This window comes from Variovorax sp. EL159, assembly GCF_900100965.1.
GTDB lineage: Bacteria > Pseudomonadota > Gammaproteobacteria > Burkholderiales > Burkholderiaceae_C > Variovorax.
In genome coordinates, this window is sequence record NZ_FMUJ01000009.1 from 55118 (window position 1) to 75092 (window position 19975).

The 19975-nt window shown below is 64.4% G+C and carries 21 protein-coding genes; 10 read left to right on the top strand and 11 right to left on the bottom strand.

The genetic code is table 11. From position 1 onward, the window contains the following. Positions 1–11: 11 nt before the first annotated feature. The 7 genes from BLQ28_RS29230 to BLQ28_RS29260 form a co-directional block, all read right to left on the bottom strand. Positions 12–1175, bottom strand: a complete 1164-nt coding sequence (locus tag BLQ28_RS29230; RefSeq protein ID WP_093246838.1) for a Gfo/Idh/MocA family protein — start codon at positions 1173–1175, stop codon at positions 12–14. Positions 1176–1222: 47 nt separating this feature from the next. After that, the gene (locus BLQ28_RS29235) at positions 1223–2653 is read right to left on the bottom strand and encodes an enolase C-terminal domain-like protein (protein ID WP_093246839.1); all 1431 of its coding nucleotides are present in this window, start codon (positions 2651–2653) and stop codon (positions 1223–1225) included. Between the two features lie 9 nt (positions 2654–2662). Beyond that, positions 2663–3442 (bottom strand): ABC transporter ATP-binding protein, encoded by a 780-nt coding sequence (locus BLQ28_RS29240; protein WP_093246840.1) that lies wholly within the window; start codon positions 3440–3442, stop codon positions 2663–2665. Between the two features lie 57 nt (positions 3443–3499). Beyond that, on the bottom strand, positions 3500–4501 hold the full coding sequence (locus tag BLQ28_RS29245) for an ABC transporter substrate-binding protein (protein ID WP_093246841.1): 1002 nt from the start codon (positions 4499–4501) through the stop codon (positions 3500–3502). Positions 4502–4539: 38 nt separating this feature from the next. Beyond that, positions 4540–5313: an ABC transporter permease gene (locus BLQ28_RS29250; RefSeq protein ID WP_093246842.1), complete on the bottom strand. Its 774-nt coding sequence runs from the start codon at positions 5311–5313 to the stop codon at positions 4540–4542. A gap of 31 nt (positions 5314–5344) precedes the next feature. After that, on the bottom strand, positions 5345–6340 hold the full coding sequence (locus tag BLQ28_RS29255; RefSeq protein WP_093246843.1) for a tripartite tricarboxylate transporter substrate binding protein: 996 nt from the start codon (positions 6338–6340) through the stop codon (positions 5345–5347). Between the two features lie 142 nt (positions 6341–6482). Beyond that, positions 6483–7139, bottom strand: coding sequence for a TetR/AcrR family transcriptional regulator (locus BLQ28_RS29260; protein ID WP_093246844.1), 657 nt, complete (start codon positions 7137–7139; stop codon positions 6483–6485). 94 nt (positions 7140–7233) lie between these two features. On the opposite strand from BLQ28_RS29260, the gene BLQ28_RS29265 reads away from it, so the two are divergent. Beyond that, positions 7234–8958 (top strand): thiamine pyrophosphate-binding protein, encoded by a 1725-nt coding sequence (locus tag BLQ28_RS29265; protein WP_093246845.1) that lies wholly within the window; start codon positions 7234–7236, stop codon positions 8956–8958. Here the strand turns inward: BLQ28_RS29265 and BLQ28_RS29270 are convergent. Beyond that, positions 8924–9217, bottom strand: a complete 294-nt coding sequence (locus tag BLQ28_RS29270) for a hypothetical protein (protein ID WP_093246846.1) — start codon at positions 9215–9217, stop codon at positions 8924–8926. The genes BLQ28_RS29265 and BLQ28_RS29270 overlap by 35 nt on opposite strands. A gap of 121 nt (positions 9218–9338) precedes the next feature. On the opposite strand from BLQ28_RS29270, the gene BLQ28_RS29275 reads away from it, so the two are divergent. Then, positions 9339–10118: an AraC family transcriptional regulator gene (locus tag BLQ28_RS29275; RefSeq protein ID WP_093246847.1), complete on the top strand. Its 780-nt coding sequence runs from the start codon at positions 9339–9341 to the stop codon at positions 10116–10118. A 40-nt stretch (positions 10119–10158) separates the two neighbouring features. On the opposite strand, the gene BLQ28_RS29280 is transcribed toward BLQ28_RS29275, so the two are convergent. Together BLQ28_RS29280 and BLQ28_RS29285 are read right to left on the bottom strand one after the other, a co-directional pair. Beyond that, positions 10159–10605, bottom strand: coding sequence for an SWIB/MDM2 domain-containing protein (locus BLQ28_RS29280; protein WP_093246848.1), 447 nt, complete (start codon positions 10603–10605; stop codon positions 10159–10161). Positions 10606–10760: 155 nt separating this feature from the next. Further along, positions 10761–11684, bottom strand: a complete 924-nt coding sequence (locus tag BLQ28_RS29285) for a DMT family transporter (RefSeq protein WP_093246849.1) — start codon at positions 11682–11684, stop codon at positions 10761–10763. Between the two features lie 41 nt (positions 11685–11725). Between BLQ28_RS29285 and BLQ28_RS29290 the strand changes: the two genes are divergently transcribed. Beyond that, positions 11726–12106 carry a gamma-glutamylcyclotransferase family protein gene (locus BLQ28_RS29290; protein ID WP_093246850.1) on the top strand — a complete coding sequence of 127 codons (381 nt, stop codon included), beginning with the start codon at positions 11726–11728 and terminating at the stop codon, positions 12104–12106. A 241-nt stretch (positions 12107–12347) separates the two neighbouring features. Further along, a complete protein-coding gene (aceA, locus tag BLQ28_RS29295) occupies positions 12348–13679 on the top strand; it encodes an isocitrate lyase (protein WP_093246982.1) in 1332 nt (443 codons plus the stop codon). A 98-nt stretch (positions 13680–13777) separates the two neighbouring features. Here the strand turns inward: aceA and BLQ28_RS29300 are convergent, their stop codons facing one another. Further along, positions 13778–14737 carry a GlxA family transcriptional regulator gene (locus BLQ28_RS29300; RefSeq protein ID WP_093246851.1) on the bottom strand — a complete coding sequence of 320 codons (960 nt, stop codon included), beginning with the start codon at positions 14735–14737 and terminating at the stop codon, positions 13778–13780. Positions 14738–14856: 119 nt separating this feature from the next. Between BLQ28_RS29300 and BLQ28_RS29305 the strand changes: the two genes are divergently transcribed. From BLQ28_RS29305 to pheS, 6 genes are all read left to right on the top strand, one after another. Beyond that, on the top strand, positions 14857–15168 hold the full coding sequence (locus BLQ28_RS29305) for a putative quinol monooxygenase (RefSeq protein ID WP_093246852.1): 312 nt from the start codon (positions 14857–14859) through the stop codon (positions 15166–15168). A 217-nt stretch (positions 15169–15385) separates the two neighbouring features. After that, complete coding sequence (gene thrS, locus BLQ28_RS29310; RefSeq protein ID WP_093246853.1) at positions 15386–17293, top strand: threonine--tRNA ligase; 1908 nt, start codon at positions 15386–15388, stop codon at positions 17291–17293. 101 nt (positions 17294–17394) lie between these two features. Further along, on the top strand, positions 17395–18015 hold the full coding sequence (gene infC, locus BLQ28_RS29315) for a translation initiation factor IF-3 (RefSeq protein ID WP_093246854.1): 621 nt from the start codon (positions 17395–17397) through the stop codon (positions 18013–18015). A gap of 163 nt (positions 18016–18178) precedes the next feature. Further along, positions 18179–18382 carry a 50S ribosomal protein L35 gene (gene rpmI, locus BLQ28_RS29320; protein ID WP_007832497.1) on the top strand — a complete coding sequence of 68 codons (204 nt, stop codon included), beginning with the start codon at positions 18179–18181 and terminating at the stop codon, positions 18380–18382. Positions 18383–18406: 24 nt separating this feature from the next. Then, on the top strand, positions 18407–18766 hold the full coding sequence (rplT, locus tag BLQ28_RS29325; protein WP_012747009.1) for a 50S ribosomal protein L20: 360 nt from the start codon (positions 18407–18409) through the stop codon (positions 18764–18766). A 112-nt stretch (positions 18767–18878) separates the two neighbouring features. After that, on the top strand, positions 18879–19955 hold the full coding sequence (gene pheS, locus BLQ28_RS29330; RefSeq protein WP_093246855.1) for a phenylalanine--tRNA ligase subunit alpha: 1077 nt from the start codon (positions 18879–18881) through the stop codon (positions 19953–19955). Positions 19956–19975: the final 20 nt, after the last annotated feature.

Below are 19975 nucleotides of genomic sequence, written 5' to 3' on the forward strand. Positions count from 1 at the left end.
GTTCTGCTTCTTCAGACCTTCAGCGCGGGCACACCGACCCAGCGGCGGTCTTTCCACGATTCGAGCGCGGCCTCGACCAGCTGCACGCCCTTGGCGCCTTCGGGCAGCGTCCACTTGTAGGGCTCGTTCTCGACCACGTGGCGAATGAAGTGCTCCCACTGGATCTTGAAGCCGTTGTCGTAGACCTGCGAGTCCGGAATCTCCTGCCACTGGTCGAAGAAATTCATCGTCTGCTTTTCGTCGGGGTTCCACACCGGGCGCGGCGTGGCCACGCGCGACTGGGCGCGGCAGCTCGATAGGCCCGCCACCGCGGAGCCATCGGTGCCGTCGACGTGGAAGGTCACGAGGTCGTCGCGGCGCACGCGCGTGACCCAGCTCATGTTGATCTGCGCGATGACCGGCTCGCCGTTGTGGCCGGTCAGTTCGCAGGTGGCGTAGGCCGCGTCGTCGGCGGTGGCTTCGTAGGGCTTGCCGGCTTCGTCCCAGCGCTTGGGGATGTGGGTGGCGCCGATGCACGACACCGACTTCACTTCGCCGAACAGGTTGTCCAGCACGTAGCGCCAGTGGCACATCATGTCCAGGATCATGCCGCCGCCGTCTTCCTTGCGGTAGTTCCAGCTCGGGCGCTGGATGGGTTGCAAGTCGCCTTCGAACACCCAGTAGCCGAACTCCAGGCGCACGCTGAGCATGCGGCCGAAGAAGCCGGCGCGGCGCAGCATGTCGAGCTTGCGCAGGCCGGGCAGAAAGAGCTTGTCTTGCACGGCGCCGTGCTTCAGGCCCGAGCCTTCGGCCAGGCGTGCGATCTCGACGGCCTCGTTCAGGTTGGTGGCGATCGGCTTCTCGCAGTACACATGCTTGCCGGCGCGGATGGCCTTGGCCAGCAACGCGGGGCGCATCTGCGTGGTGCCGGCGTCGAAGAAGATGGTGTCGTCCTTGTTCTCCAGCGCCTTGTCGAGGTCGGTGCCCCAGCGTGCGATGTTGTGGGCCTTGGCGAGCGCTTCCATCTTCTCGGCGTTGCGGCCGATGAGGATCGGGTCGGGCATGACCTTGTCGCCGTTCGACAGCGTGACGCCGCCCTGTGCACGAATGGCGCAGATGGAGCGGATCAGATGCTGGTTCATGCCCATGCGGCCGGTGACGCCGTGCATGATGATTCCGAGACGTTGGGTGGCCATCGTTTTCTTCCTTGAGATGCGAGAGAGACTGAGAGAGAAGGGGTGCTTCAGTAGACGGAACGCATGGCGTCCCACGAGATGCCGGCGCCGGGTTGGCCGGTGGCAAAGCCGGGCGCGGTGGCGAGCGAGGACAGGTCGAGCTGTCCGTCGCGGATGGCGAGGCGCACGGCGCCGTCGCTTGCTTCGTAAAGGCCGGGGAGCCGCTTCAGCAGGGCTTGCTGCTCGACTTCGGGCGCGGCCGCAAGGCCGTTGACGTAGTGGTGGCCGTTGCGCTCCACATGCGAGAGCCCGAGCCACGCGACCAGCGCCAGGTCTTGCTGCACGCCAATGCCGGCCTGCATGGTCAGGTCTTCGCCCGAGAGAAAGTAGCGGGGCTTGTCGGCATTCGCATTCCAGTGCGCGCAGCGCGCTGCATTGAAGATCGACTTGTAGAAGCCCTTGCAGCTCTTGCTCGACACGCCGGTGTAGCCCAGCGCGCGGGCCTGCACGAAGGCGTCGAGCGTGGCGTCGGATTCGTCGATCAGCAGCGGAATGCGCTTGCCCAGCGCCGACACGTCGCGTTGCAGCGCTGCATCGCGGCGGATCGGCTGCTCGACGAAAACCGTCTTCTGCGCGAGCTTCCACAGCACGGGCGTCGACAGCATGCGGTCGAGAAAGACGGCAAAGACATCGGCATCGGCGTACTGCTCGTTGCCGTCGAGCGTGACCAGTTGCGCATGGCCGTCGATCACGCGGGCGATGCGCTCGAGCCGGTCGATGTCCTGCGCGGTGTTGCCGCACAGCTTGAGCTTGAAGTGTGTGAGCCCGTAGCGGCGCACGGCGGCCGCGAGCGTCGTGGGCAGGCCGTCGGCGGGCGCGTCGGGCAGCGCATCGCTGTCGTCGATGGCATCGGCCAGGCCCACGGTGTGGCGTGCCGCGATGCGCGTGCGAGGCGATTGCTTCGCCAGGAAGCCGGGCATGTCGAAGCCCGCGAGGTCATCGGCCAGGCCGCTGCCGGCGATGTCGATGCCGCTCAGGTTGCGGCTCATCGCCGTCGCAAAGCTCAGGCCGCTGTGCAGGCACAGCGCGTCGAGCAGGGCACGGTCGATCAGCGCAGGGCCGTAGCTTGCGACCAGCGGCTGCAGGCCCTTGGCCCTGGCGCGCGCTTGCAGCGCGGCGTAGTTCGAGGCGAAATGCGTCCACGCCGTCTGTGCGTCGGCCTCGCCGGTGTAGGCCTCGCGCGCATCGCGCAGCGCAAAGCGCAGCTGCTCGAAGTTCTGTTCGTTGGTCAGCGCCGGGTTCTTGTCGAACCACTTGGGCACCATCATCTCGGCGGCGCAGCCCTCGGCCGTGCGGCCGTCCGGCAGGCGAATGCGGGCCTTCACATAGACCTGCGGGCAGGCGGTGACGGTGGCCGCGCCGAAGCGGAACGGCAGCCGCAGCGCCACGTTGCGTTCGGCGAAGCGGATCTCTTCGACGTGAAAGCGGATCGCGTCCATCGGTGCCGCTCAGTGGTCCAGGATGCCCTGGGAGAAGAAATGCGCGCGCACCAGCTTCGTGTACGCGCCGAACTCGGCCGAGGCCATCATGTCCAGCGTGCGGGCGCGCGGCAGGTCGATGTCGTACACGGCGGCAATCGAGCCGGGCCGCTCGCTCATCACGATCACGCGGTCCGACAGGAAGATGGCCTCGGGAATGCTGTGGGTGATGAGCATCACGGTCTTCTTCGAGGCCATCCAGATGCGCTGCAGCTCCAGGTTCATCTTCTCGCGCGTCATCGCGTCGAGCGCGCCGAAGGGCTCGTCCATCAGCAGCACCGAGGGGTCGTGCAGCAGCGCGCGGCAGATCGATGCGCGTTGCTGCATGCCGCCCGACAGCTGCCAGGGGTACTTGCCTTCGAAGCCCTTGAGGCCGGCCATTTCCATCAGCTCGCGGGCGCGCGCCCTGGCGGCGTCCATGGGCAGATGGCGCATCTCGGCCTGCAGCAGGATGTTGTCTTCGACGCAGCGCCAGGGCAGCAGCACCGCGCTCTGGAACACGATGCCCACGTCTTTCTGCGGCCCCTTGATCGGCTTGCCGGCCAGCGTGAGGCTGCCGCCGCTGATCGGCAGCAGGCCCGCCACCATCTTCAGCAGCGTGCTCTTGCCGCAGCCCGAGGGGCCGACGACGGAGACGAACTCGCCTTCCTTGATGGCGAAGTCGAGGGGCCTGAGCGACTCGACCGGGCCGTCCTTGCTTGGGTAGATCTTCGAGACGCCGCGCGCTTCGATCAGGTTGACTTGGGACATGGAATGCGTGAGAGGTTGCAACGGCAAAAGGCGCGCGGGTTCAGGAGCGGCGGGCGGTCAGGGCAGGAAGTCGAGCGTCACGTAGTCTTCGGGCTTGCCGCGCGTGGACGCGTCCATGCCGCCGTACTGCACCAGCAGATCGAGCGAGTCGCTGACGTTCTTCATGGTCACGCGGAAGGGGCGCTGGTTGGCCGTTTCCTTCGTGTGATAGAGCGCCACGCTCTGCTTCATGCCGACGATGAGCGTGTCGCGCACGCCGGCCTTGGCGTTGGCCTTGAGCATCGCGTCGACGGCGGCCTCGGGGCTCTTTTCGGCCGCTTCGGCGGCCTTGGTCGAGGCGCGCATGAAGCGCTTCACGAGGTCGGGGTTCTCGGTCAGCAGGTTCTTGTTGGTGATGATCCCGGAGCTGATCTGGTTCACGCCCGAGTCGGCAAAGCGGATCGGCGTCACGGGCTTGCCGGTGGCGTCCTGCAGCTTGATGGCCTGGTCCATCACGTAGCCCAGCAGCAGGTCGGCCTGGCCGTTGGTCACGGCATTGAGCTTGGTCTGGCCGTCGCCCGAGACGATCTTCACCTGGTCGGGCTTGATGTTGTTGACCTTGAGGAACAGCGGCCACATCTGCGACATCGAATCGCCGGGCGTCACGGCCACGGTCTTGCCGATGATGTCCTTCGGAGTCTTGATGTTCTTCTCGGTGAAGCCCATGACCGACATCGGGCTCACCTGGAACAGCACGCCGGTCGACTTCAGCGGCGCACCCTTGGCGGCGGCCTTGATCATGGTCGTCACGTCGATGTAGCCGAAGGTGGCCGACTTGGCCGCCACGGCCTGCGCGGTGACGGCAGAGCCACGGCCCTCCTGGATGTCGAGGTCGATGCCTTCGTCGGCATAGAAGCCCTTCTCCTTGCCCAGGAAGAAGGGCGCGTGCTCGCTGTACAGGTACCAGTTGAGCATCAGCGTGACCTTGTCCTTCGGCTTGTCGCCCTGTGCGTGCGCGGGGGCGATGGCAAAGGTGGCAAGCGCCGCGGCGGCGAGCAGCGAGGGAAGCAGTTTCTTCATGGTCTTGTCTCCAGGATTTGTTGGATTTGCGAGGGAACTCAGTGCGCGTGGCGCTGCGAGGCGTGCCACGGAATCATCACGCGCTCGATCAGGTCGACCGCGACGAAAAGAATGACGCCGATGCTCGACAGCACGACCAGCGCAGCGAACATCAGGGGCAGGTCGAAGTTGCCGTTGGCCACCTGCAGCACGTAGCCGATGCCCGAGTTGGAGCCGACGAACTCACCGACCACCGCGCCCACCACCGCGAGCGTGACCGACACCTTCAGGCCGCTGAAGATCTGCGGCAGCGCCTGCGGCAGGCTGATCTTGAAGAAGGTCTGCAGGCGGCTGGCACCCATCGAGCGCGACAGGTCGAGCATGTCGGGCTCGACCGACTTGAAGCCCATCACGGTCGACACCACCACCGGGAAGAAGCCCAGCAGGAAGGCGCTGATCACCTTCGGAAAGATGCCGAAGCCGAACCACACCACGAACAGCGGCGCGATCGCCACCTTGGGGATGCTCTGCGAGAACACCAGCAGCGGGTACACGTACGACTCGACGACGCGCGAGTAGGCGATGACCATCGCGATCGGAATGCCGATGAGGATGGTCAGGCCGAAGCCGCCGAGCGTGGCGAGCGTGGTCTTCCAGCTTTCGGCGAGCAGGTGCGGCCATTCGGCCACCAGCTGCTTCACGACGTCCCAGGGCGTTGGGATCAGGTAGGCCGGAATCTTGAAGAGGCGGATCGTCAGGTCCCAGAGCACCAGCAGCAACAGGATCAGGATGAAAGGGCGCAGGGCCGGGGAGAGCAGGAGCTTGCGGAGCATGGCGGGGGCCGGGACTTTCTTTGGGGCTGATTTACTGTTGGACCGAAAGGCCGGCGGCCTTCACGAGTTCGGCGTTGCTGGCGATCTCGTCCTTGATGTAGGCATCGAACTGCGCGGGCTTGAGCGTCCAGGCGTCGGCGCCGAGCTTGAGAAAGCGCTCTTTCACCTCGGGCGTGGCCAGGGCCTTGGTCACCTCGGCGTGCAGTCGATCGACCACGTCGCGCGGCGTCTTGGCGGGCGCCATCATTCCGATCCAGAAGTTGAATTCGGAGCCGGGCACGCCGGCCTCGGTGGTGGTGGGCACGTCGGGCAGGGCGTCGGCGCGCCGGGGCGAGCCGACGGCCAGCGCGAGCAACTGGCCTTCCTTGATCTGGCCGATGACCGGGGCGATGGGCGAGAAGTAGTAGTCGACGCGGCCCGAGAGCACCTCGGTCACGGCCTCGCCCGACCCCTTGAAGGGGATGTTGGTCGCGTCGATCTTCGCGGCCATCTTGAACTTCTCGGCGTTCAGGTGCGTGGCGCTGCCCTGGCCGGCCGACGCGAAGTTCATGCTGCCCGGCTTGGCGCGGGCCGCGGCCAGCAACTGCGGCAGCGTCTTGATGTTCTTCGAGGGCGAGATCACCAGCGCGTTGGGCAACGACGAGATGGGCGTGACGCCGGCGAAGTCGCGCGCCGTGTCGAACGGCAGCCTGGCGAAGGTGGACGGGCTCACCGTGTGCGAAGACGAGTGAATCATGATCGTGTAGCCGTCGGGCGCGGCCGTGGCCACCGCCTGCTGGCCAATGGTGCCGCTGGCGCCGCCGCGGTTGTCGATCACCAGTGCCTGGCCCATGCTGGCGCCCATCTTGTCGGTGATGGCGCGGGCAATGATGTCCGTGGTGCTGCCCGCCGCGAACGGAACGATCACGCGGATCGGCTTGGTGGGGTAGCCGTTGTTCTGCGCGAAAGCCTGGCCCGGCAGCAGGGCGGCCAGGCAGGCCAGCGCCGAAAGCGCGCTGACAGCGGTGGTGCGTGCAAGTTGCTTCAAGGTTGTCTCCGCGCGGTCGGGCCGCCTTCTTGGGTCGATCAATTCACCAATAAGTGAATTAAAGATTTTAGAAAGGCTCGCGCCGCAGCGTCAACCGCTGCTGCCTAGTGGATACCCGAGGGTGGTAAAGAAGCCTGTCGGCTCAGTGAAGCACGTAGCCCAGGACCAGGTCGGTCATGTGCGAGAGGCGTTGCGCCATCGCCTTGGGCGCACGCAGGTCGCGGCCGAAGATGGCCGAGAGCGTGTGGTTGTTCGAGAGGTAGAAGTAGCAGAGCGACGCGATGGAGATGTACAGCTGCACCGGGTCGACGCCCGCGCGAAAGAGGTTGTCTTTCTTGCCGCGCTCCAGCACGGTGTCGAGCAGTTGCACCAGCGGCGAGTTCATTTCCTGGATGCGGTCGGAGCGCTTGAGGTGCGCGGCGCAGTGCAGGTTTTCGCTGTTGAGCAGCGTGATGAACTCGGGGTGCTCCAGGTAGTAGTGCCAGGTGAACGAGACCAGCTGGCGGATCGCCTCGACCGGGTCGATCTCGTCGAGATGCAGCCGCTGCTCGGCTTCGCGGATGTCGGCGTAGGTACGCTCGAGCACCGCCAGGAACAGGTCGTCCTTGCTGCCGAAGTAGTAGTAGATGAGGCGCTTGTTCAGGCCCGCGCGCTCGGCGATGCTGTCCATGCGCGCACCGGCCAGCCCGCGGGCCGAGAACTCGTCGCGCGCCGACGCGAGGATGGCGAGCTGCGAACGGTCGGCATCGCGCGAGCGCGGTTCGAGCGTTTCGGTGGCGGAGTCTTTCGGGGCCTTCATGGCGCGAATGTAACCAATTGGGGAATTAACGCAAGGCGTGGAAGGTGGGCGCGGATAATTGCCAGAGACATTTGCAGCTGAGGTTCGACTTCACATGAGTACATCACAACCCGCGGGCCACCTGATCGTCGAGTGCCTCGTCGCGCAGGGCATGGAGATCGCGTTCGGCGTGCCGGGCGAGAGCTTCCTGGCAGTGCTCGACGGCTTTCATGCGTACCGCGATCGCGCGCGTTTCATCGTCAACCGGCAGGAGGGCGGCGCGGCCTTCATGGCCGAGGCGCACGGCAAGATCACCGGGCGGCCGGGCGTGTGCTTCGTGACGCGTGGGCCGGGTGCGACCAATGCATCGATCGGCGTGCACAACGCCTTTCAGGATTCGACGCCGATGGTGCTGTTCGTGGGCGATGTCGGCAGCGACTTCCGCGACCGCGAGGCCTTCCAGGAAGTCGACTACGGCAGCTTCTTCGGCCCGAGCACCAAGGGCTTTGCCAAGCGGGTGGAGCGCATCGACGATGCCAGCCGCATTCCGGAGTACGTCGCGCGCGCCTTCGCCACGGCGATGAACGGTCGGCCGGGGCCGGTGGTGCTGGTGCTGCCCGAAGACATGCTGCGTACCGAAACCACGGCGCGGCCGTTGCCGCGCGTCGAGCCGGTGCAGCCCTGGAGCGACCCCGGCGCATTGCGTACCTTGCGCGAACTGCTGCTGAAATCGCAGCGCCCGCTGGTGATTGCAGGCGGTGGCGGCTGGACGACGCAGGCCGCGCAGGCGCTGCAGCGCTTTGCCGAGAACTGGCGCCTGCCTGTCACCAACGCCTTCCGCTATCAGGACACCTTCGACAACCACCATCCGCAGTACGCGGGCGATGTCGGCATCGCGATCAACCCGAAGCTTGCGCAGCGCGTGAAGGATGCAGACCTGATCCTTGCCATCGGGCCGCGCCTGGGCGAGATGACGACCGGCGGCTACACGCTGCTCGAAGCCCCCAAGGCGAAGCAGACGCTGGTGCACATCCACGCAAGCGCCGAGGAACTGAACCGCGTCTACCAGGCCGACCTGGCGATCAATGCCGGCATGAGCGCCGCCGCACGCAGCCTCGAAGTGTTGAGCGCGCCGCCCGTGCTGCCGTGGGAAGAGTGGACCGAGCAGGCGCATGCGGACTACGAGGCCAACTGCGTGCCGCAGCCGCTTGCCGGCATGCCGGCGGAAACGCCGCGCGGGGCGGTCGACATGGCAGCCGTGGTCGCGCTGCTGCAGAAGCACCTGCCGCCCGACGCGGCCATCGCCAACGGTGCCGGCAACTTCGCGAGCTGGGTGCATCGCTACTTCCGCTACCACGGGCTGACGAAGGGGCACAAGACGCAGCTGGCACCGACCAGCGGGGCGATGGGCTATGGGGTGCCCGCGGGCATCGCGGCCAACCTCGCGACGGGGCGCGTGGCCTTCACCATCGCTGGCGACGGCGATTTTCTGATGACGGGGCAGGAGCTGGCGACGGCGTCGCAGCACGGTGGCAAGAGCATCATCGTGCTGCTGAACAATGGCATGTTCGGCACCATCCGCATGCACCAGGAACGCGAATACCCCGAACGCACCAGCGGCACCGCGCTGCGCAACCCCGATTTCTGCGGGCTCGCGCGTGCCTATGGCTACGCGGCCGAGCGGGTGACCGAAACGGCGCAGTTCGAGGCCGCGCTTCTGCGCGCGCTGGCCGCCGACACCGGCACGCTGATCGAGATTCCGCTCGACCCCGAGGTGATCACCACGCGCGGCACGCTGGCGTCGATCACGCGCGCGGCGAAGCAGCAGGCGCAGGGCTGAGCGCTGCGCGATGACGGGCCACCTCGTCGCGCAAGGCAGGCGAGCGCAGCTCGAACACATCGAACAGGCCGAGCGCTTCGAGGGCGGGCAGCAGCGCGATCAGATCGCGCTCGGCGGCCTGCCGCGCTTCGGGCGTGGCGAGCGGGTCTTGCAGCAGCTGTGCGTTGGCGAGGAAGGCACCCACCGATCCCTTGCGCAGCGTGAGGCCGTTCCTGGCGACGAAATCCTGCCCGTCGGGCAATACATCCTGAGCTTGCATGAGCGTTCCTTTGAAGGCGTTGTGAAGATGGACTCGATGCTAGGCAGCAGGGCGATCCGGGGCTTGCGGCGCGAGGCCAATCGATACCGCGCGCGGGCCACGTCGCCGGAGGGCAGGGCGCATGGCTGCTGAAGCGCCGGTCAAGCTCTGGATCAACGCCTATGAGGCGCCACGGGTCACGGGCTATCACGCGCACGAAGACGGCCAGTTGTTCGCACTGCGCGAAGGCCTGCAGGTGATCGAGACGCCGGCGGGGCGTTGGGTGCAACCACCGGGCTGGATCGGCTGGATCGCGCCGCGCTGCGCGCATGCGGCGCACAGCTTTGGTGCTACAGCAGGCTGGAGCCTGCACATCGACCCGGCCATGGCGCAGGCCCTGCCGGCCGAACCGCACGTGTTTGCGACGACGCCGCTGATGCAGGGGCTGGTCGATCGGCTGACCTCGCTCGAAGCATCGTCGATGGCTTGTGAGGCGCGTCGCGCACGGCTTGTCGGCGTGCTGCTCGACGAGCTTGCGGCGAGTGCGAGGCCGTCGCTGCACCTGCCGATGCCGCAGGACAAGCGGCTTATGGGAGTGGCCTCGGCGCTGGCCAATGACCCGGCATCGCCCGACACCATCGACCAGTGGGCCGACCGCATCGGCATGGCACGCAGGACGCTCACGCGCCGCTTCGCCATCGAGACCGGCCTGAGCTTTGCGCAATGGCGCCAGCAGGCGCGCTTGCTGAAGGCGGTGGAACTGCTGAGCCTTGGGGAGTCGGTCACGGCCGTGGCGTTGACGGTCGGCTACAGCTCGGTGAGCGCCTTCATCGAGGCCTTCCGCAAGCACTTCGGCTGCACGCCGGCACGCTTCTTCGACGAAGGAATGGCCTTGCCGCAGGCGAAAAAAAAGCCGGCATGAAGCCGGCTTTTTGATTCAGGAGCGCGAGGCTCCCGAGCGCTTACTTGACGTGCTTGCCAATCAGCGCGGCCAGTTCGAACATCGAAACCTGGGCCTTGCCGAAGATTTCCTTCAGCTTGGCGTCGGCGTTGATGTTGCGCTTGTTGGCCTTGTCTTGCAGGTTGTTCTTCTTGATGTAGTCCCACAGCTTGCTCACGACAGCGGTACGCGGCAGCGGCGTCGAGCCGACCACAGCGGCCAGTGCCGGGCTGGGGGTCAGGGCCTTCATGAACGCGGCGTTGGGCGTGCGCTTCTTGGCGGGAGCAGCCTTCTTTGCGGGAGCGGCCTTCTTTGCAGGAGCAGCCTTCTTCGCCGGTGCAGCCTTCTTTGCAGGAGCAGCAGCCTTCTTGGCCGGTGCAGCCTTCTTCGCAGGAGCTGCCTTCTTTGCGGGAGCCGCAGCCTTCTTTGCCGGAGCTTTCTTGGCCGGAGCCTTCTTTGCAGTTGCCATGGTTGATTTCCTTTTTTGGTTGAACACTCACCAATGAAAAACTTGCGTCTCCAGTGGCAATGCGGATGCTAAATGAGAAAAAACGCGTTTCCAAGGGAAAAAGCGCTTTTTTCATTGGGAGCTGTTGTTTTTTCAGAGGGGAGAAGCCTTGTTTTTCACGTTCGGCGGCCGGGCCATGTCGCCAGCACCACGCCCACGAGTGCGATGACGAACGCAAGCAGCTGTGGCGAAGAGAGGTTTTCGCCCAGCACAAGCACACCGACAAGGGCCGCGCTCACAGGCAGCAGCACAGCGAAAACACCCGCTTGGGCAGCCGGTACATGGCGCAGTCCGGTCATCCAGAGCCACACTGTCCAGATGCTTGCGGCGAGTGCGTAGGCCACGAGCAGTGCCCACGTGCCGAAGCGCACCGCGGTGAAGTCGAACTGCAAGGCGAACCAGATGCCGAAGGGCATCGAGAGCACGAAGCCCCAGAGGTTGATGAGCGACGCGATGCGCTTGGGCCCGAGCCGGCCCGTGAGCGACTTGCCGATCACCGCATAGGCGGTCTCGCAGAGCACCGCGCAGAACACCAGCAGGTTGCCGAGCCAGGGTATCGATGACTTCATTGCGCCGGGCGATGCGGATGCGTGCGCGGGCGAGAGCGCGAGCAACCCGATGCCCAGTGCCGCGCAGGCGATGGCCATGCCGATGCGAACGGTGATGCGCTCGCGCAGGAAGAGCCAGCTTGCGACGGCCACGCACGCGGGGATCGACGCCATGATCACGCCCGCCGACACCGCGCTCGTGAGGCTCACGCCGAACAGCATGCAGATCGAAAACAGGAAGTTGCCGAGGAAGGATTCGAGGAACACCAGCCAGCGCGTGTGCCCCGTCATCGGGGGCTCGTCGGGCGCGGGCTTCAGCCAGTGCGGCATGGCGAGTGCCGCGATGCCGAAGCGCAGCCACGCCAGCAGCAGCACCGGAAAGGCAGCCACCAGCGGCTTGGAGAGGGCGACGTAGCCGCCAACGAGCGACATGCTCAAGGCCAGGCAGCCATAGGCCACGAGGCGACCGGATGCGGGGGCAGCGGAGTTCAATAGACTGAAGTTCTGTTGTTGCGAAAGAGGAAGCGCATTCGATGATGCCCCACGTTTTTGTTTACGGCACGCTGCGTCGCCACGGGCGCAACGACATCGCCCGCTATCGGCCCGCGCCGGTGTTTGTCGGCAAGGCGCGCATCGCCGGCACGCTGTACGACCTGGGCGCGTATCCGGGCGTCGTGCTCGGTGGGGCGGGGTGGGTGAAGGGCGAGATCTATCGCATCGAGCCCGAGGTCGAGGCCGCGCTCGATCAGCTGGAAGAGGTGGCCGACGACGACTCCGGGGAATACATCAAGCGCCATGTGCGTGTGGCGCTTGGTGCGCAGTGGATCGATTGCCTTGTCTACGAGATCCATCCGACGCGGATCGCGGGCTGCCGGGTGATCGACGCCGGCGACTGGATCGCGCATGCGGTTTGAGTGAAGGGCCTCGGTTTTCATCACCGAAAGAGTGATTGCGTATTGCGAAATTAGCGGCTGCTGCGCCGCAATATTTTTTCTCGATACGAGAAAAATAATTTTGCATTGAGAAATATACGCGTAACCCGTTGATTTTGTTGATCGAAAAATATGTCTTCTATAAGACATAAGAGTCTGCAATCGAATTACAGTAACTCCACGGCCGCAGCGCCCAACCTTCAATCAACCTCACGGAGTGACCATGCCCCAGACCCTCACAGAACAACTGAGCCGCGAACAACAGATTGCCGCCCTCGAAAAGGAATGGGCGACCGATCCGCGCTGGAAGGGCGTCAAGCGCGGCTACAGCGCAGCCGATGTCGTGCGCCTGCGCGGTTCGTTCCCCATCGAGCACACGCTGGCCAAGCGCGGCGCCGAGAAGCTCTGGAGCAAGATCAACGGTGGCGCCAAGAAGGGCTACGTGAACGCCTTCGGCGCGATCTCCGCCGGTCAGGCCATGCAGCAGGCCAAGGCAGGCCTGGAAGCCGTGTACTTGTCGGGCTGGCAAGTCGCCGCCGACGGCAACACGTCTGAAACCATGTACCCCGACCAGTCGCTGTACGCCTACGACTCGGTGCCGACGATGGTCCGTCGCATCAACAACACCTTCCGCCGTGCCGACGAAATCCAGTGGGGCCGTGGCATCAACCCGGGCGACAAGGAGTTCATCGACTACTTCCTGCCGATCGTTGCCGACGCGGAAGCCGGCTTCGGCGGCGTGCTGAACGCTTTCGAGCTGATGAAGAACATGATCGCCTCGGGCGCTGCCGGCGTGCACTTCGAAGACCAATTGGCTGCCGTGAAGAAGTGCGGCCACATGGGTGGCAAGGTGCTCGTGCCGACGCAGGAAGCCTGCGAGAAGCTGATCTCGGCGCGTTTCGCTGCCGACGTGATGGGCGTGTCGACCATCGTGCTGGCCCGCACCGATGCGGAAGCGGCCAACCTGATCACGTCCGACCACGACGCCAACGACAAGCCGTTCCTGACCGGCGAGCGCACGCAGGAAGGCTTCTACCGCGTCAAGAACGGCCTGGAGCAAGCCATCAGCCGCGGCGTGGCCTACGCGCCCTACGCCGACCTGGTGTGGTGCGAAACCGGTGTGCCGGACATCGGCTTCGCCCGCGAATTCGCGCAAGCCGTGCACGCCGCCTGCCCGGGCAAGCTGCTGTCGTACAACTGCTCGCCTTCCTTCAACTGGAAGAAGAACCTCGACGACAAGCAGATCGCCTCGTTCCAGGAAGACCTGTCGGCCCTGGGCTACAAGTACCAGTTCATCACGCTGGCCGGTATCCACGTCAACTGGTTCAACACCTTCCAGTTCGCCCACGCCTATGCACGTGGCGAAGGCATGAAGCACTACGTGAACATGGTGCAAGAACCCGAGTTCGCCGCACGCGACAAGGGCTACACCTTCGTGTCGCACCAGCAGGAAGTGGGCGCGGGTTACTTCGACGACGTGACGACCGTGATCCAGGGCGGCTCGTCCAGCGTGAAGGCGCTGTCGGGTTCGACCGAAGAAGAACAGTTCCACTGATCTTCACGGACGCATAGTCGACAGATATTTCGCTGTCACCTTCAGCCCGGCCATGCGCCGGGCTTTTTTATGGGCGCTCGCTGGAGCCGGAGAGCATTTCAGGCCTCGAGCCGCATCTCGCGCACGCCGCGCCCAAGGCGTTGGCGCAGCAGGGTGCGCAAAGTGACGCCGTCGGCGTAGCCCACCATGCCCGCGATCTGTTCGAGGCTCTTGTCGCTGGTCTTTAGCAGGTGCACGGCGCGTTCGACGCGCAGATCCTGCACGTACGAGAGCGGGCTCTTTCCGAGCACCTGCTGCATGCGCCGGGCCAATGTGCGCTTGCTGGCTCCTGCCGCCAGCGCGGCTTCGTCGAGTGAAAAGCCGTCGGCCAGGCGGCCGCGTGCCCAGCGCTCGAAGCGCTCGACCAACGGGTCGGAATGCGACAGGTGATCGGAAATGACATAGGCCGACTGCGAAGGGCGCGAGTCGACGATGAGGTAGCGCGCGACCAGCGTGGCCAACTCGGGGCTCACCTGACGCACCAGCCAGAGCGCCATGTCGACGTGGCTCAGCGCCGCGCCCGCGGTCACGCGGTGGCCCGAGCTGACCAGCATGCGGGAGTCTTCGAGCTGCACCGCCGGATAGCGCTGGCGAAACATCGTGGCCAGCCACCAGGTGGTGGTGGCCTTGTGGTGATCGAGCAGGCCGGCTTCCGCGAGCACGAAGGTGCCGATGCAGGCCGCTGCCAGGCGGGCGCTTTCGCTGCTTGCCCGCAGGGCGGTGCAGGCGTCGCGCACATCTGCGCGCGAGAGGGCGGGTTCCAGTGTCTCGGGCATCTTGCAGCCCAGAGCGGGAACGACCAGCCAATCCGCGGGCGCGGTTCCCACTGCGCGTGCAATCGGAACGGCGAGGCCCTGCGCCGTTCGTACCCGCTTGCGAACGCCCACCACCGTGGCCTGGAACGGCGGTACGTCGAGTTGCAGCATGGCCGCGAGTTCGTTGGCGGTGGTGAAGACGTCGAGCACCGTGGACAGGCCGGTGTCGAACACGCCATCGAGTGCGAGTACGTCGAGTTTCATGGCAATAACAATATCAAAGATGTCAAAAATGCCAATAGCTCCATTGGAGGCGGCTGCCTAGAGTTCATGCCAGCGCCGCGCAATCTCGCGCGCCGTTGTCCACACCCAGGAGACCACTCATGATCAAGTTCGCACTGTTCGCCCGCCTCGAAGCCAAGCCAGGCAAGGAAGGCGAAGTCCAGCAATTCCTCGAAGCCGGCCTGGCCATGGCGCGCGACGAGAAGACCACGCCGATCTGGTTTGCGCTGCGCCTGTCGCCGACCACCTTCGGCGTCTTCGATGCTTTCGAAGACGAGGCAGGGCGCCAGGCGCACCTTGCGGGCCCGATTGCACAGGCCTTGATGGCGAAGGCGCCCGAGCTGTTCGCCAGCCCGCCCTCGATCCAGCCCATCGAGGTGCTGGGTCTCAAGAACGTCGCGGCGACGGCTTGAGCAGGCAGAAGCTAGAATCTGTGCCTCTGCACTCAACAAGAGCGAGAAAGGCACCTTGGTTATGACACCGCGAACTACACCGCAAGGATTCAGCGGCTTTTTCTTCTTCGAAGGAAAAGGCCGGTAGCCCGCGCACGCTGGTTTTCGCCAGCTCTCAAACCAAGCAAAGCGCGGTCGATCACCGCGCTTTTTTGTTTTTCTCTTCCGAGGTTTTCACATGATTCAGATCACGCTCCCCGACAACTCGCGCCGCGAGTTCCCTGGCCCGGTTTCGGTGGCTCAGGTCGCCCAGTCCATCGGCCCCGGACTCGCCAAGATGACGGTGGCCGGCAAGGTCGATGGCCGGCTCGTCGATGCCAGCGACGTCATCGACCACGACGCGAAGCTCCAGATCATCACGCCCAAGGACGACGAGGGCCTGGAGATCATTCGCCACTCGACGGCTCACCTGGTCGGCCATGCGGTGAAGCAGCTCTATCCGACGGCGAAGATGGTGATCGGACCCGTGATCGACGAAGGCTTCTACTACGACATCGCGTACGAGCGGCCCTTCACGCCCGAGGACATGGCAGCGATCGAAGCGCGCATGCGCGAGCTGATCGCGCAGGACTACGACGTCGTGAAGAAGATGACGCCGCGCGCCGAGGTCATCGAGGTCTTCAAGTCGCGCGGGGAAGACTACAAGCTGCGCCTCGTCGAGGACATGCCCGACGAGCAGGCCATGGGCCTGTACTACCACCAGGAATACGTCGACATGTGCCGCGGCCCGCACGTGCCTAACACGCGTTTCCTGAAGGTTTTCAAGCTCACGAAGCTGGCCGGGGCCTACTGGCGTGGCGATGCCAAGAACGAGCAACTGCAGCGCATCTACGGCACGGCCTGGGCCGACAAGAAGCAGCTCGACCAGTACATCCAGCGTATCGAGGAGGCCGAAAAGCGCGACCACCGCAAGCTGGGCAAGGAACTCGACCTGTTCCACATCGACGAAGTGGCGCCGGGCGTGGTGTTCTGGCATCCCAAGGGCTGGGCGATCTGGCAGCAGGTCGAGCAGTACATGCGAGGCATCTACCGCGACACGGGCTACTGGGAAGTGAAGGGCCCGCAGATCCTCGACAAGAGCCTGTGGGAGAAGACGGGCCACTGGCAGAACTACCGCGACAACATGTTCACGACGGAGTCGGAGAAGCGCGAGTACGCGCTCAAGCCGATGAACTGCCCGGGCCATGTGCTGATCTTCAAGAGCGACCTGCGCAGCTACCGCGACCTGCCGCTGCGCTACGGCGAGTTCGGCCAGTGCCACCGCAACGAGCCCAGTGGCGCGCTGCACGGGATCATGCGCGTGCGCGGCTTCACGCAGGACGACGGCCACATCTTCTGCACGGAAGACCAGATCCTGGACGAATGCATTGCCTACACGGCGCAGCTGCAGAAGGTCTATGCCGACTTCGGCTTCACGGACATCCTCTACAAGGTCGCGACGCGGCCCGAGAACCGTGTGGGCTCCGACGAGCTGTGGGACAAGGCCGAGCACGCCGTGATGGAGTCGCTGCGGCGTTCAGGCGTCGATTTCATCATCTCGCCCGGCGACGGTGCCTTCTATGGCCCCAAGATCGAGTACACGCTGCGCGACGCCATCGGGCGCCAATGGCAGTGCGGCACGATGCAGGTCGACTTCAACACGGCGGAGCGCCTGGGGGGCGAGTACGTGACGGAATCGAGCGGCCGCGCGCACCCCGTCATGCTGCATCGCGCCATCGTGGGCAGCCTGGAGCGCTTCATCGGCATGCTGATCGAACACCACTCTGGCGCCATGCCCGCATGGCTCGCTCCGGTGCAGGTGGCGGTGCTCAATATCAGCGAAGGACAGGCCGATTACGCCGCGCAAGTTGCGAAAACGCTGCAAAATCAAGGGCTTAGGGTTCAGCTTGACCTGCACAACGAAAAGATTACGTATAAAATACGGAAGCATTCGTTGCAAAAGCTCCCTTATATCGTTGTCGTAGGCGACAAAGAGAAGGAAGCAGGTGCCGTCGCAGTGCGCGCCCGGGGCAATCAAGACCTCGGTGCAATGTCCCTCGAATCGTTCGTGCAACGGCTCGTCCAGGATGTTGCTGACAAGCGTTGATTTGTCTCTGAAACACCTCATATGTTTCCCTGCCAAATCGTGCCGCTTGTCCGCGAGGACTGACCGGCGTTCGCTACAGATTTTGTAGCAAATTTTGAAGGATTCTGACCATCGCTACTGCATTTCGCGACCGCCGCCACCGCGAGGAACGCCAACACCGCCTGAACCGGGAAATCATGGCCCCGGAAGTCCGCCTTGTAGGCCCGGAAAACGAGCCAATGGGTGTTATGAGCCTCTCTGAGGCCTTGCGCCTTGCTGGCGAGGCCGATGTGGATCTGGTGGAGGTCGTCGCGGCGGCCAACCCACCGGTTTGTCGCCTGATCGAGTACGGCAAGTTCAAGTACCACGAGCAGAAGAAGGCGGCCGAGGCGAAGTCGAAGCAGAAGGTCATCGAGGTCAAGGAAATCAAGTTCCGGCCCGGTACCGACGATGGCGACTACAACATCAAGATGCGCAACATCAAGCGCTTTCTTGAAGACGGCGACAAATGCAAGATCACGCTGCGCTTTCGCGGCCGCGAGATCACGCACCAGGAGCTCGGGTTGGCTTTGCTGCAGCGCATTCGCGACGAACTGGGTGACCTGATCATGGTCGAGCAGTTCCCGAAGCTCGAAGGTCGGCAGATGATCATGATGATCGCTCCGGGTCGCAAGAAGCCGGGCGGCGGTGCACCGAAGCCGGCGGCGGAAGCTGCTCCGGCAGCGTCGCCCGCAACGGCCTGAGGCGCAAGCCGAAGGTTGCAGTAGCAGGGGTTCGAAGAGATTTCGCCTTTGCCAGTGCTTTGAAAGAAGCGCAGGCAGGGGCGGGATAAAGAAGTGTCTCGGGGCCAACAAGTCCGTGGAGTTTTCACGGCGCCTCACGAGCACAAACTAAAGGAGCATTCACATGCCCAAAATGAAGACCAAGAGCAGCGCGAAAAAACGTTTCCGCGTTCGTCCCGGTGGCACCGTCAAGCGCGGTCAAGCCTTCAAGCGTCACATCTTGACGAAGAAGACCACCAAGAACAAGCGTCACCTGCGTGGTGCAGTCGCAGTGCATGAAACCAACATGGTTTCTGTCGCCGCCATGCTGCCCGGCCGTGGCATTTAACTCAGACGAACAAGGAGTACACACATGCCTCGCGTCAAACGTGGTGTAACGGCTCGCGCCCGCCACAAGAAAGTTCTCGCACTCGCCAAGGGTTTCCGCGGTCGCCGCGGCAATGTCTTCCGCATCGCCAAACAGGCGGTGATGAAGGCAGGCCAATACGCCTACCGTGACCGCCGTACCAAGAAGCGCGTGTTCCGTCAGCTGTGGATCGCGCGTATCAACGCCGCCTCGCGTGAACTGGGCCTGACCTACAGCCAGTTCGCCAACGGCATCCGCAAGGCCGGTATCGAGATCGACCGCAAGATGCTGGCGGACATCGCCGTGCACGACAAGGCCGCTTTTGCCGGCATCGTGGAGCAGGTCAAGGCCAAGCTGGCTGCTTGATTCTGCACAGCAGGAGTGCCGTCTTCGGGCGGCTTCCTGCGCCCACGGCTCAAGGGCTGGCGCTTGAAAAGGCTCCAGCTCTTTTTTATTTCCCTCGAAGATTTTTGTTGCTATGAACGAGTTGGACTCCCTGGTAGCCACCGCACGCGCTGCCTTCGCCGAAGCGAAGACGCCCGCCGAACTCGAGAACGCCAAGGCACAGTTCCTCGGCAAGTCGGGCCGCATCACCGAGCTGATGAAGGGCATGGCCGCGCTGAGTGTCGAAGAGAAGAAGTCCCGCGGCGCCGCGATCAACGTGGGCAAGCAGGCCATCGAGGCCGCTTTGACCGAGCGCCGCCAGCAACTCGCGGACGAAGAGCTTTCCCAGCAACTGCGCGCCGAAGCGTTGGACGTGAGCCTGCCCGGGCGCCGCCGCATTCCTGGCGGCCTGCACCCCGTGAGCCGCACGCTGGAGCGCATCGAGGAAATCTTCTCGAGCATGGGCTTCGACGTGGCCGACGGCCCCGAGATCGAGAGCGACTGGCACAGCTTCACGTCGCTCAACAACCCGCCGAACCATCCTGCGCGTTCGATGCAGGACACCTTCTACGTCGACATGAACGGCGACGACGGCATTCCCTACAACCTGCGTCCGCACACCAGCCCGATGCAGGTGCGCTATGCGCATCAGCACATCAAGAAGTACGCGGCCGAGTTCGCCGCTGCTGCAGCCGACACCACCGGCACCGTCAAGGCGCCCGAGATCCGCGTGATCGCACCCGGCCGCACCTACCGCGTCGACAGCGACGCCACCCACTCGCCCATGTTCCACCAGTGTGAAGGCCTGTGGCTTGGCGAGAACGTGAGCTTCAAGGACCTGAAGGTCGTCTTCACCGACTTCTGTCGCACCTTCTTCGAGCGCGACGACCTCGTGCTGCGCTTTCGCCCGAGCTTTTTTCCGTTCACCGAGCCGAGCGCCGAAATCGACATCCAGTTCGCGAGCGGCCCGCTGGCCGGCCGTTGGCTCGAGGTGTCGGGTTCGGGCCAGGTGCATCCGAACGTCGTGCGCAACATGGGGCTCGACCCCGAGCGCTACATCGGTTTCGCTTTCGGCATGGGCCCCGATCGGCTCACGATGCTGCGCTATGGCGTGAACGACCTGCGCCTCTTCTTCGACGGCGACCTGCGTTTTCTCTCGCAGTTCCAGTGATGCACTGACGCACTGACACG